The organism is Janthinobacterium sp. PAMC25594 (assembly GCF_019443505.1).
Taxonomy (GTDB): Bacteria; Pseudomonadota; Gammaproteobacteria; order Burkholderiales; family Burkholderiaceae_D; genus Janthinobacterium.
In genome coordinates this window covers 6,135,358-6,148,336 of the sequence record NZ_CP080377.1, presented here as the reverse complement: position 1 = coordinate 6,148,336, position 12,979 = coordinate 6,135,358, and the positions used below count along the sequence as shown (strand labels likewise).

Genomic DNA, 12,979 nt, shown 5'->3' with positions numbered 1-12,979 from the left:
GCAAACTATCGGCCAGCCATACCCAGGCCATTGCGGCACGCCGCCTTGCGCTAGATCACGGCAATGATCAACAGCACCACCGCCAGCGGCGCCTGCACCAGCACGATGCCGGGATGCGTGCGGCGCAGCTGGGCCCAGACGGACAGGCCCGGCACTTCTTCGTGCGGATGGTGGGCTTCGTCGCGCAGCGACATCGCGTGCAGGAACATGCCGGCGATCAGGGGGCCGGGATTGACCCACCAGCCCTGCTCGAGCAAGCCGCGCGCCAGGTAGATGGCCAGCGCGCCGATGACGAAGGGCGAAGCCCACACCAGCACCAGCATCAGGCGGATGCCATAGAATTCAAACAAAGTACCCACGCGGTGCAAGCGGCTGAAATCGTGGTCTTCCATGCGCTTGTCGATGGCCAGTTCGGCGCGGCCATACAGCGTCCACAAGCCGCCGAACAGGCAGCCCAGCAGCACGCCGATGACGATATCGGCCACGAACACCGCATATTTGTTGACGTCGGCCGTGCCGATGCCCAGCGAGGTGTGGGCGGCCGCGTGCAGGTGCAGGCCCGCCTGTTCGCCTTCTGCCGTCGTATAGCGGTCGCGCACGTCATAGGTGCTGCCGATATACACGACGTTCTTGCGTGGCGCATTCGCCGCCACGCCGGCCTGGCCATCGATCAGTTGGACGCGCGTGCGCGTGGGGTTCACAAATTGCGGCGCCACGGCGGCCGGGTGAAACGGCGCCGTGACGGCGTTCTGCTCGGCCGCATCCTTCGCGTCGCCGTGGATGACGGGTTCGAACGCCCAGCGCGCCAGCTCCTTTTCGCTGCCCGTGCGCCGCGCCAGCTGGCACACGCGTCCGGCCAGCGCCAGCCCTTGCTTTTGCTCGGACAAGGCGGCCGGCATCGGTTGCTGCTGCTCCTGCTCGTCGGCGCCATGCGCCAGCTCGAAGGCCACGGCCGCCAGTACGGGGCTTTTCAGTTCGATGCGCGTGACGGCGCCCATGCGCTCGCGGATCCGCGGGCTGGCGAAGTGGATGCCGGCCGCGCAACGCGCGCGTATCCACGACAGGTTCGCGTTTTGGTCCGATTGTTCGGGCAGGATCAGCACCAGTTGCCGGCCATCGGCGGCCAGCCGGTCGAGCAGGCGGTCCAGCGGCCGCTCGCCCGCCTTGTGCTGCTCATACACGGCCGGCGCCAGGTCCAGGTCGATGGCCAGCACCTTGCTGCCGCGCGCGGCCGCGCTGGCGAGCAATTGTTCCAGGCGCGTGCGCTCCAGCGGTTCGCGTTCGTCGAAGACCTGTTCGAACGCGGGCTGGTCGATTTCGATGATGCCGGGCCGGTAGGCGGCGCCCGGGTCCTTGCCCCGCTCCAGCAGCTGCCCCTGCGCCGCGCTGGCGCGCAGCATGGCCGCATCGAGCCATTCGAGCACGTGAAAACCTTCCAGCACCAGCATCAGCGCGGCGATCAGGCTGGCGCCGATCACGTGGTGCAGCAGATGCGTGCCCGTCAGCTTGAAGGCCGAGCCCAGCTGAGCGACCGGCCATAGCAGGCGCCGCCAGAGCGGCGGGCGCGGTTGATCTGGCTGGCTGGTTTTCACGGTGCTACTCCTTGCGTGCGGCGCTAAATTATCACTCATACAACAAGTAATGACGAAAGGACAGTATATTGCAGTTGCGTCCGTTCCGCCGCACGGCTGGCACAGGCCAGCCTGGCAGCTTACTTCGGCTTGGCCAGCAGCAGCTTGCCCAGCGCTTCGAAGGCCGGCGTGGTGGTCGGATCGTTCGCCGCATTGGCCGCCGTCGGCGTGGAAGCGAAGCGCACGATCACCATTTCCGCCTTCGGATCGACATAGATGCGCTGGCCGTACACGCCGCGCGCCATGTAGGCGCCATGATCGTTATGCGTGACCCACCACATGTCGCGGTAGCTCCAGCCCTTGAGCAAATCGTAGCCGCCCTTGGCGAACAGCTGCTTGTCGCCGCCGCGGCGGATATCGTCGACGGCCGCCTTGGGCAGTATCTGCTGGCCGTTGTAGCGGCCATCGTTGCGCAGCATTTCGCCGAAGCGGGCCAGGTCGCGCAAGCCCGCATTCAGGCCGCCGCCGGCAAACGGCGTACCCGTCGAATCGACCGTCATGTAGGCATCCTGTTCGGCGCCCAGCTTTTGCCAGATATGCTCGGACAGGTAGTCGTTGACGTTCTGCCCCGTGACACGCGCGATGATCCAGCCCAGCACGTCGGAGTTGACGGTGCGGTAGCCGAACGCCTCGCCATGCCGGCCCTCGTGCCGCACCGTTTGCAGGTACTCGAAATAGCTGCGCGGCCCCGTGTAATCCTTCGGCTTGGGCAGCGGGCTGCCGGCCGCCGCGTGCTGCCACACTTCCGCTTTCGGGTCGGCGTAATCTTCGCTGAATTTCAGGCCCGTGGTCATGTCGAGCACCTGGCGCACGGTGGCGTCGCCAAACGCCGACTTGGCCAGTTCCGGCACATACTCGGCCACTTTCTTGTCAGGATCGAGCTTGCCTTCGGCCACCAGGGCCGCGCCGATAGTGCCCATGACCGACTTCGTCACCGACATGGCGCCATGCTGGCCGCCTTCCTTCAGCACGCCAAGGTAACGCTCATACACGATGCGGCCCCGGTGCAGCACCACGATGCCGTCCGTGTAGTTGGCGCCCAGCGACTGCTCCCAGGTCATCGTTTCCGTCGCGCCCAGTGGCGTGAAACGCAGGCTGTCGATATCCTTGCGCAGCGCGCGTTTCAATGGCACGGGCGCTTTCAAGCCGCGCGCCACGTCCACCGTCGGCATCAGCTGGCGGAAGTGCGACACGCTCCAGCGCAGCTGCGGGAAATTGAAATAGCTGCCGTCGTCGAAGCGGATGATTTTATCGGCCGGCGGCGGCGCGCCCACCATCCATTGCAGGCTAGCCGGATCGCTGGCGGCCGCTGACAGCGGCGCCGTCGTCTCTGCCGCGTGGGCACCGGCGGCCAGCGCCAGGCAGGCGGCGGCCAGGGCCAGGCGTTTCATGCTGGGAAAATCGTTCATGCGATGCTCTCCTTGATAAACAGAATACAGAATACTTAATAGACCCACACGACGTTCGCCAGCCAGCCCGTCCACGTTTTGGCCTGCCCATTCACCAGCTGGTTGACGCCCGACTGCGCGAACGAGGCGCTGAAACCCAGGGTCAGATAGGTATTCGGGTTCACCACGCGCACATACTTGACGAAGACATCGTTGGCCAGCATCGGGCGCAGCACGCCGGCGATCACCACGGGCGCGTCGCCCGGCACGTCGAGGCGCGTGGCCTGGCCGAACTGCAGCGGGCTGCCCATCTGGTTGGCTCGCACCTGGGCCAGGTAGGCGGTCACGGTGTCTTTCGGCGTCGGGTGCAGCTCGATGGTGGCCTGCAGCGCATTCACGTTAGCATTCACGAAAACCCAGGTGGCCTTGCTGCCTGAAGCCCAGGCGCCCGGCGTGCCTTCGAAGAACAGCGGGTCGAAGCGCTCGTTGCGCGCCGTGTGCGGATCGTCGCCGGAAAAACTCTGGTAGCCAAGGGTGAACTTCGGGGTCCAGGCCACGTCGGGCAGCGAAAAGCCCCCTTCCGTGCGCCAGCCCCAGCCCCGCATCGGCTCGCGCGTATTCCACTCGCGCGCCGCGTCGACGCCGAACCAGCCTTTCGACAGCACGGTGGGCAGCACGGGGACGCGCGCGTAGCCATACACGAACTGCAGATCCTTGCGGCCATCGGTCACGGCCAGCGGCGCGCCGATGCCGTCTGGCGCCGCCTGCGGATACGCGGCATGCGAACGCGGTACCTTGCCATACGCGATGCCGGCCTTGCGGTCGTTCGCGGGCGCGTAGCTGACATCCACGCCGACGACGCGCGTGCCGCTATCGTTGTCGGGGTTTTCATTCGGGTCGAGGTAAAACGCCTGGGCGCTGAACGCGTCCTGGCTTATCTTGGCCACCACGGAATTCTGGAACGCCTTGCGCGGCCCCAGTTTCAGCGCGCCCCGGTCAAAGCCGTTCGAGCCGCCATTGGCGATCAGCATGCCGGTGCCCAGCGTGAAATTCTGCGCGCCGGCCGACAGGTCGAGCATGGCGCGCGTGCCGCCGAGCGGCATGCGGATGCCGGCGACGAATTCCTCGATCGAGATGCGGCCCGTGTCGCCCGCGCCGAATGGATCGTGGCGCAAGGTGCCCGAGCCGACGGCGGACGCGCGCGCATACAGCTGCGTGCCATCGCCCAGGTTGCGCTTGAAACCGAGCGCCGGCTTGACATAGAACTCGTACCAGTAGGGTTTGAAATCGAAATCGGGATTGCGCGCCGGCGTATTCGACAGCTTCCAGAACAGATTGCTCTCGCCCGCCACCTGCACGCCCGCTTCCAAGGAACGCGTCATGTGCCAGTCGGCGACGATGGCCGGTTCGACGGCGGCGCGCCGGGCCACTTCTTTTTCCATGCTGCTCTGGCCATCGGGATCGAGCTGGCCGGCGGCGCCGCAGGCGGCGCTCCAGCCCAGCAGGGCCAGGACGAGTGCGTGGCGCACCGGGAACATCGCTTGCGTTGCCATAGATATCCCTTGCGCTAACTGACTGTCAATTTGAGCGGATGTTATCAGAGATGCTCTTTTTTATTGTTGTAAAGCATCCTATTGTGCGGGACCAGGGGCTGAGACGATCGTCTCAGGCGCGCGCCATGCTGCAGCGCAGGATGCGCCATCCCCGCCGTCATGCTACAAACAGACAACCATACAAAATATCGAGACACCGGAGAGCGCCATGCCCTACGTCCGCCAGACCAGCCATATCGACCGCGTGCGCGACCTGATCGCCGGCCGTATCGTCAATCCGGGGGCCGATACGGCCAGGCTGGCGTCGTCGTACCGGCGCTCGCTGGACGACTACCGGCTCGACCCCGCCTCCACCACGGGGCCGCGCATCCTGACGGGCGCCGAACTGCGCGCCATCCAGCAGTCCGAGGAAAATTTTCTGCGCTCCACGGGCCAGTGCCTGCCGCGCCTGCACGCCATGGTGCGCGAAGCGGGCTACTGCGTCATCCTCGCCAATGCGCGCGGCGTGACGATCGATTACGTGGTCGACACGCACCAGCGCAAGAATTTCAAGAAGGCGGGCCTGTACCCGGGTTCTTGCTGGTCGGAGGAAGAGGAAGGCACCTGCGGCATCGCCTCCGTGCTGCTCGACCAGGAAGCCATCACCGTGCACAAGAGCGACCATTTCCGCGCCGCCTTCACGGGCCTGACGTGCAGCGCCGCACCGATTTTTTCACCGCACGGCGACTTGATCGGCGTGCTCGATGCGTCGGCATTGAACTCGCCCGACGCGCGCGACAGCCAGCGCCTGGTGAAACAACTGGTGCGCCAGGGCGCCACCCTGATCGAGGACGGCTTTTTTCTCAAGTCCTACAGCCATTGCTGCATCCTGCTGGCGCACCGCAACCGCCACTTCGTGGAAGTGCAGCCGGAGATGCTGCTCGCCATCGATGAACATGGCGACATCGTCGCCGCCAACGGCTGCGCGCGCGACATCATCGGAGGTCTCGACACCCTGCCGCGCCCCGTCACCGAGGTGCTGGAAGTGCGCGCCGAGCGGCTGTTCGATGCGCGCGCGGGACACAGTCTGCTGTCGCTGCGCCTGGCCGGCGGCGGCACCTGGCTGCACGCCCGCGTGCGCGCGCCGCTGCGCCAGGCCAGCGCGCGCCTGCGCGCCACACGCGAGGCGCCGGCGGCCGAAGAAAGCGTGGAATATACGCCGCCGGAGCTGGCCGAGCGCACGCGCATCGTCCACGCCATGAACGCCGCCAAATGGCGCCCGCTGCAGGCGGCCGCCATGCTGGGCGTCTCGCGCGCCACCCTGTACCGGCGCCTCAAGCAGCTGCACATCGTGCCGCCGCACCGCCAGTAAGGCATCCGGCAAGCTGAGATTTCCGTCTCATATTCCGCCATGCTGCGCTGCGAGATGCGGGGCCGGAACGCCAGTGTTACAACATCGTCAGCGGCAACACAGCCGCATCCCATCATAAAGTCAGCAGACTTGGAGGAGACACGATGCAAACCGAAATCAACCCGCACGACCAGGCCGTGGCCGGCATCCTGGAGCAGCTAGAAGGCTGTCTTCGCGCCAGCGACGGCACGGGCGCCGCGCAGCTGTTCGAACAGGACGGCTACTGGCGCGACCTCGTGCTGTTTACCTGGAACCTGAAAACCCTGGAAGGCCGCAGGCAGATCGCCGCCATGCTGGCCGCCCAACTGGGCGCCGTGCAGCCCGTTTCCATCCGCATCGCCGACGGCGAACATGCGGTGGAAGCGGACGGCGTGCTGCAAAGCTGGATCACGGTGGAAACGAAGGTGGCGCGCGGCGTGGGCTTCATCCGCATCCGCGACGGCAAGATCTGGACCCTGCTCACCACCATGAGCGAATTGAAGGGTTTTGAGGAAGCCAAGGGCGGCCGGCGGCCCATGGGCGCGGAACACGGCGCGCGCACGGACCGCAGCAGCTGGCTGGAACACCGCGAACAGGAAGCGGCCGAACTGGGCTACGCGCGCCAGCCCTATTGCGTCATCATCGGCGGCGGCCAGGGCGGCATCGCGCTGGGCGCGCGGCTGCGCCAGCTCAACGTCCCCACCATCATCATCGAGAAAAACGCCCGTCCCGGCGACAGCTGGCGCAAGCGCTACAAGTCCTTGTGCCTGCACGACCCGGTTTGGTACGACCACATGCCGTATATTCCTTTCCCGGACAACTGGCCCGTCTTCACACCGAAGGACAAGGTCGGCGACTGGCTGGAAATGTACACCAAGGTGATGGAGCTCAATTACTGGGGTTCGACGTCATGCGAGTCGGCCAGCTTCGACGAGGCCGCTGGCGAGTGGACGGTGCAGGTGCTGCGCGACGGCCAGCCCGTCACCCTGAAGCCGAAGCAGCTGGTGCTGGCCACGGGCATGTCGGGCAAGGCGAACCTGCCGAAGTTCAAGGGCATGGACGTGTTCCAGGGCGAGCAGCAGCACTCGTCGCAGCATCCGGGGCCGGACGCGTATGCGGGCAAGAAGGTGGTGGTCATCGGCGCGAACAATTCCGCGCACGACATCTGCGCCGCCCTGTGGGAAGCAGGCGTGGACGTGACCATGGTGCAGCGCTCGTCGACGCACATCGTCAAGTCCGATTCCTTGATGGACCTGGCCTTGGGCGACCTGTATTCGGAACGGGCGCTGGCGGCCGGCATGACCACAAACAAGGCCGACCTGACGTTCGCCTCGATCCCGTATAAAATCCTGGCCGACTTCCAGAGGCCCGTCTTCAAGACCATCCGCGAGCGCGATGCGGATTTTTACCAGCGCCTGGAAGAACGGGGCTTCATGCTCGATTTCGGCGACGACGATTCGGGCCTGTTCATGAAATACCTGCGCCGCGGCTCCGGCTACTACATCGACGTGGGCGCCTCCGAGCTGGTCGCCGACGGCAAGATCAAGCTGAAAAGCGGGGTCGGCGTGCAGGAGCTGAAAAGCCATTCCATCGTACTGTCCGACGGCACGGAGCTGCCGGCCGACCTGGTGGTGTACGCCACCGGCTACGGCTCCATGAATGGCTGGGCGGCGGACCTGATCTCGCCCGAGGTGGCGAATAAAGTGGGCAAGGTGTGGGGCCTCGGTTCCGCCACGACGAAGGACCCGGGCCCGTGGGAGGGAGAGCAGCGCAATATGTGGAAACCCACGCAGCAGCAAGCCTTGTGGTTCCACGGCGGTAACCTGCACCAGTCGCGCCACTATTCGCAGTACCTGTCGCTGCAGCTGAAGGCGCGCATGGAAGGGTTGAACACGCCCGTGTATGGGCAGCAGGAGGTGCATCACCTGGCGTAAAGGTGATGCACCCCGCGTAGGTCGGATGAGCGGCATGCCGCGTAATCCGACACATTGTTGGCGGCTCATGTCGGATTACGCGCGGCTTTGCCGCACTAATCCGACCTACCGCCACCCCAAAAAAAATGGCGGCGGACCGAAGTCCGCCGCCATTTTGCATCCTGCAGCCAACAATATTATTGTTTGATGGCTTCGATCGCAAACGTCAACGTCACATCATCGCTGACGGCTGGCGCATATTTGCCGGCGTTGAATTCCGAACGCTTGATCTTGGCCGTGGCGTTGGCGCCGCAAGCGTCTTTCTTCAGCATCGGGTGCGGTGCGCAGGCGAACGAGGTGACGGTCAGGGTGACTGGCTTGGTCACGCCTTTCAGGGTCAGGTTGCCATCCACGGACGCCAGCTTGTCGCCGTCGAAATTGAACCTGGTCGATTTGTAGGTGGCGACCGGGTATTTGGCCGTGTCGAGGAAGTCTTCGCCCTGGATGTGCGAGTTGAACAGGGTCGAACCCGTGTCGACGGACTTGGTGTCGATCAGCACTTCGACGGCGCCCGTCTTCGCGGCGCGGTCCAGCGTGACCTTGCCGGTGGTGTTATTGAAACGGCTTTGCTGCGTCGAGAAACCCATGTGGGTGTACTCGAAACGGGGGAAAGTGTGGCTGCCATCGATGACATAGACTTCAGGCGCGGCAACGGCGGACAGCGAGAAGCCGGCGGCGGCGATAAAAGCGAGCAGTTTTTTCATTGTAGGTTCCTGATAGAAAGTGGAGGATGTCAAAACCGCAAGCAGCTGCAGGCGAACGACGCATGCGGCTGATTGTCTGGCTTCAGTTACAACAGATTATGCATGGCATGAAGATCGATGTAAAACGCAAAATATACCTAGTTAGCATCGATAAAATCGATAATAACAACGATGATGTCCACGACAGCGCCTTCTGCTGCCGATTATTGTCTGCATTGCCAAAAATATCCAGCGTTATCCGGCGCCTCAGCACACATCAAATGAGAATGATTCTTGTTATTATTCTACAGGGTGGTTATTATCACGGCCTTGGCGCGCATGCAGCGTCGCCTTGATTCCTCCATAATAGAGCCAAACCCAGAGCAGAAAAACATGACGGCCACCCGCCACACCCGCCACGATATGCGCACCTTGAACGCCCATCATGCCGCCTCCCCGCTCCGCAGCCAGGGCTTGAGCGCCCGCGCCTTCGCCTGATGCGGGAGCCGCACGCCCGGATGCCGCTGCGCGAAGCGCATGGCCGGCGCCTGCGCCGCTGGGCCTGGACCGCCGCAGGCGCCCTGATGGTGCTGCTGGGGATCATCGGCGCCATGCTGCCCGTCATGCCGACGACGATTTTCCTGATCCTCGCCCTGGCCTGCTTCAGCCGCGCCTCGCCGCGCCTCGAGCACTGGCTGCTGCACCATCCCCGCTTCGGCCCGTCGCTGCGCCAATGGCGCGAACACCGTGCCGTCTCGCGGCGCGGCAAGGCCATGGCTTGCCTGGGCATGGCCATCGGCTTTGTCGCCATGTGCCTGGGCCATCCGCCATGGTGGGTCATCGCCATGGTGGGCGCCATGGAAATCGCCGTCCTCGTCTACCTGTTGCGCCGTCCCGAAGGGCCTGCCGCCAGCGGAGCAGAATCTGCCCGCGAAGAGCCATAAGGCAGGCAGCAAACCGCCGTGCCTGCGTCGAAAAAACGCCAAGTCAGCCGAACTTCACACAAAAACACCATGAGGCGTCCGCAGGGCACGTCGAACTTTTCACCAAGATGCGGCTCTGCCACGCCCATCGACGCGATTAAATTCGGTAAGAACGCCGCTTTTCCGCTTTTTCAACTTGAAAACCGGCGCATAGACATTATTTGCATATTCAAAGCAAGATTCTGTCGTAGGAGTAATAACACGATCGGAGGTATACTACGCAACCGACGTAGCAGGCCGGGCGATTTGGCCCCTGCAAGCAAGCCTGTCACGGTCCAATAAAAAAGGAAACACTGCATGACCACACCACACCGTACGCCGGTGATTCGCATCGATGGCGCCAACAAGACCTTCGCGCTGCCCAAGGGCGAACAATTCCACGCGGTCAAATCGGTCACGCTGGAAGTCTATCCCGGTGATATTTTCGGCCTGATCGGCAAGAGCGGCGCCGGCAAATCCACCTTGCTGCGCCTGATTAACCTGCTCGAGCGTCCCGACAGTGGCACCATTACCGTGGCCGGGCGCGAACTGACCCGCCTGGGCAAGAGCGCATTGCGCGACGCGCGCCAGAACATCGGCATGATTTTCCAGCAATTCAACCTGCTGCAAAACGCCAGCGTCTTCGACAATGTCGCCTTCCCCCTGAAAATCCATGGCACCACCAAGGGCGAGCAGATCGCCGCCCGCGTCGAGGAATGCCTGGCGCTCGTCGGCCTGTCCGACAAGCTGCACAGCTATCCGGCGCAACTGTCGGGCGGGCAGAAACAGCGCGTGGCGATTGCCCGCGCCCTGGCCAGCCACCCCGACGTGCTGCTGTGCGACGAGCCGACGTCCGCGCTGGACGCGGAAACGACGCGCGCCCTGCTCGACACCCTGCGCGACATCAATGCGCGCCTCGGCGTGACCATCGTCATCGTCAGCCATGAGCTGTCGGTGCTGGGCGCCATCTGCAACCGCGTCGCCGTCGTGGAAAACGGCGCCATCGCCGAACAATTCGATTTGAGCGACACGGCCACCCCGCGCAAGACGGCGCTGGGACGCGAACTGGCGTATTACGGCACCGAGGCGTTTGAAGCCACCGCATGGAAGGATGCAACACATGTTTGAAGAATCGATCAATAACGTCGTCAACCTGCTGCCGGAAATCTCGGTGGCGCTGGGCCAGACCATGACGATGCTGGGCATCGGATTGAGCGCCGCCATCCTGATCGGCGGCCCGCTGGGCATTGTGCTGTTCCTCGTCTCGGAAGGCCAGTCGCTGGAAAACCGTCCGCTGTCGATGATCCTCGGCTGGCTGGTGAATACCGTGCGCAGCTTCCCGTTCATTATCTTGCTGGTCGCCCTGACGCCGTTTACACGCATCATCGCGGGCACCTCGATCGGCCCGCTGGCGGCTGCCGTGCCGCTGTCGTTCGCCGCCATTCCCTACCTGGCGCGCCTGGTGGAACAGAACCTGCGCGAAGTGCCGCGCGGCGTGATCGAGGCGGCGCATGCCATGGGCGCGTCGGAAATGCAGATCATCTTCCGCGTGCTGCTGGTGGAAGCGCGCTCCGGCCTGGTGCTGGCCCTGACCGTGCTGTCGATCAGCTTCCTGTCGTATTCGGCCGTGGCCGGCGTGGTGGGCGGCGGCGGCATCGGCGACCTGGCCATCCGCTACGGCTACTACCGCTTCGAGACGGACATCATGGTCGTCACCGTGGCCATCCTGATCGTGCTGGTGCAAACCATCCAGTTCGCCGGCACGCGCATCGCCAAGCGCCTCGACAAACGTTAATTCATATTCAGTATTTCAGTACAAGGAAAAGCATGAACCATCTTCGCCGCAATCTGCTCCTGGCCGCCGCCAGCCTGGCCTTCGCCACCGCCGCCCACGCCAAGGATCCGAAAGAACTCGTCATCGGCACCAGCTCCGGCCCGTATTCGGACCAGCTGAAGCTGGGCATCAAGCCCATCCTGGAAAAACAGGGCTACAAGGTCAGGATCGTGGAATTCAACGACTACGTGCAGCCGAACTACGCGCTGGCCGAAGGCTCGCTCGATGCCAACGTGTTCCAGCACATCGTGTATCTGACCAAGTTCGCCACCGATAACAAGCTGCCATTGAGCTCCCTGATCACGGTGCCGACCATGCCGATCGGCCTGTACGGCGGCAAGCAAAAAACCCTGGCGGAAGTCAAAAACGGCGCCACCATCACCATGCCGAACGACCCGACCAACCAGGCGCGCGCGCTGGTGATGCTGGCCAAGATGGGCTGGATCAAGCTGAAACCGAACGTCGATCCGCTGCGCGCTTCCGAGCGCGACGTGCTGGACAACCCGAAGAAGCTCAAACTGGTGCCGCTGGAAGCGGCGCAGCTGCCACGTTCGCTGGCGGACGCCGACTACGCCTTTGTGAACGGTAACTTCGCCCTGGCCGCCGGCATGAAGCTGACGTCGGCCCTTAGCGTGGAAAAGATCTCGGACAGCTACATCAACCTGGTCGCCATCCGCACGGCCGACAAGGCCAAGCCATGGGTCAAGGACCTGGAAGCGGCCTACCGCTCGCGCGCCTTCCTCGACGCGACGAACAAATACCTGGCCGGCTACGAAAAGACGGACTACCAGCTGGCGCTGGAAAAGACGCTGAAAAAATAAACGGCGTGCACCAAACGTAAAAAGGACGGCGAAGCCGTCCTTTTTTATTGTCCGCGCCGCACGGGCGCTGTCATGCCATGCTTAGAAACGGTAGCCCACGCCGACGCCGATCAGGACAGGATCGATCTTGACTTCGCTGGCCTTGGCCGAACCGACGAAGACGTCGCTGCGGATCTGTACTTTTTTGATGTCGAAGTTCAGCGACCAGTTTTTGTCCAGCTTGTAGTCGACGCCAGCTTGCAGCGCGAAGCCCCAGCTGTCATGCTCCAGGCGGCCAGCGCCATTCAGCAGTTTCACGCTCGAAATATTCGTATAGTTCACGCCTGCACCCACGTATGGGCTGAACTGTTTTTCCGGCATGAAGTGGTATTGCAGCGACAAGGTCGGCGGCAAATGCTTGAACGTGCCGATATTTTGGCCACCCAGGGTGACGTCATGCTTTTGCGGATACGTCAGGATCAGCTCGGCAGCGATATTGGGGGTAAAGAAATACGAAATATCGATTTCAGGAATCGTCTTGCTGCTGACGTGGATCGTGTCCGATGCGCCAGCGCCGAAGAGCGGCGTGGATTTATTGGCCGGATCGATATGCACGGCACGCGCACGCACCAGCCATGGGCTTTCCTGCGCCATTGCATTGCCGGCGAATGCGCCGATGGCGGCCAAAACGATTGCTGCTGCAGTTGCGGACTTCTTCATTCTAGTTCCCTCTTTTTGTCGTTAAGTAACGCTGCGAAGTCTAAGAGTGCAGTGCAACAAAAACTT

Annotated in this window: 12 protein-coding genes; 7 read left to right on the top strand and 5 right to left on the bottom strand. The window is 63.4% G+C overall.

Annotated features, from left to right (window positions below; all coding sequences use genetic code 11):
* Window positions 1–50: 50 nt before the first annotated feature.
* From KY494_RS27580 to KY494_RS27570, 3 genes are all read right to left on the bottom strand, one after another.
* Window positions 51–1,592 (bottom strand): CHASE2 domain-containing protein, encoded by a 1,542-nt coding sequence (locus KY494_RS27580; protein WP_219889009.1) that lies wholly within the window; start codon window positions 1,590–1,592, stop codon window positions 51–53.
* 119 nt (window positions 1,593–1,711) lie between these two features.
* Window positions 1,712–3,040, bottom strand: coding sequence for a serine hydrolase (locus tag KY494_RS27575; RefSeq protein WP_257572110.1), 1,329 nt, complete (start codon window positions 3,038–3,040; stop codon window positions 1,712–1,714).
* A gap of 35 nt (window positions 3,041–3,075) precedes the next feature.
* Entirely contained in the window at window positions 3,076–4,572 is a 1,497-nt protein-coding gene (locus KY494_RS27570; RefSeq protein WP_219889007.1) for an alginate export family protein, read from the bottom strand.
* Window positions 4,573–4,780: 208 nt separating this feature from the next.
* Between KY494_RS27570 and KY494_RS27565 the strand changes: the two genes are divergently transcribed.
* On the top strand, window positions 4,781–5,923 hold the full coding sequence (locus KY494_RS27565; RefSeq protein ID WP_219889005.1) for a sigma-54-dependent Fis family transcriptional regulator: 1,143 nt from the start codon (window positions 4,781–4,783) through the stop codon (window positions 5,921–5,923).
* Between the two features lie 143 nt (window positions 5,924–6,066).
* On the top strand, window positions 6,067–7,875 hold the full coding sequence (locus KY494_RS27560) for an NAD(P)/FAD-dependent oxidoreductase (RefSeq protein ID WP_219888999.1): 1,809 nt from the start codon (window positions 6,067–6,069) through the stop codon (window positions 7,873–7,875).
* A 176-nt stretch (window positions 7,876–8,051) separates the two neighbouring features.
* Here KY494_RS27560 and KY494_RS27555 read toward each other — a convergent pair whose 3' ends face one another.
* Window positions 8,052–8,618, bottom strand: coding sequence for a YceI family protein (locus KY494_RS27555; protein WP_219888997.1), 567 nt, complete (start codon window positions 8,616–8,618; stop codon window positions 8,052–8,054).
* A gap of 26 nt (window positions 8,619–8,644) precedes the next feature.
* Here KY494_RS27555 and KY494_RS27550 point away from each other — a divergent pair, with 26 nt between their 5' ends.
* The 5 genes from KY494_RS27550 to KY494_RS27530 all read left to right on the top strand — a co-directional run bounded on the left by KY494_RS27550 (window position 8,645) and on the right by KY494_RS27530 (window position 12,214).
* Window positions 8,645–8,953 carry a hypothetical protein gene (locus KY494_RS27550; protein ID WP_219888996.1) on the top strand — a complete coding sequence of 103 codons (309 nt, stop codon included), beginning with the start codon at window positions 8,645–8,647 and terminating at the stop codon, window positions 8,951–8,953.
* 141 nt (window positions 8,954–9,094) lie between these two features.
* On the top strand, window positions 9,095–9,541 hold the full coding sequence (locus KY494_RS27545; protein ID WP_375143427.1) for a YbaN family protein: 447 nt from the start codon (window positions 9,095–9,097) through the stop codon (window positions 9,539–9,541).
* A gap of 336 nt (window positions 9,542–9,877) precedes the next feature.
* Entirely contained in the window at window positions 9,878–10,687 is an 810-nt protein-coding gene (locus tag KY494_RS27540; RefSeq protein ID WP_219134546.1) for a methionine ABC transporter ATP-binding protein, read from the top strand.
* Entirely contained in the window at window positions 10,680–11,354 is a 675-nt protein-coding gene (locus tag KY494_RS27535; RefSeq protein WP_071076516.1) for a methionine ABC transporter permease, read from the top strand. The genes KY494_RS27540 and KY494_RS27535 overlap by 8 nt, the downstream gene beginning before the upstream one ends.
* A 32-nt stretch (window positions 11,355–11,386) precedes the next feature.
* Entirely contained in the window at window positions 11,387–12,214 is an 828-nt protein-coding gene (locus KY494_RS27530; RefSeq protein ID WP_219888994.1) for a MetQ/NlpA family ABC transporter substrate-binding protein, read from the top strand.
* Window positions 12,215–12,295: 81 nt separating this feature from the next.
* On the opposite strand, the gene KY494_RS27525 is transcribed toward KY494_RS27530, so the two are convergent.
* A complete protein-coding gene (locus KY494_RS27525) occupies window positions 12,296–12,913 on the bottom strand; it encodes an OmpW family protein (RefSeq protein ID WP_219134544.1) in 618 nt (205 codons plus the stop codon).
* Window positions 12,914–12,979 lie beyond the last annotated feature (66 nt).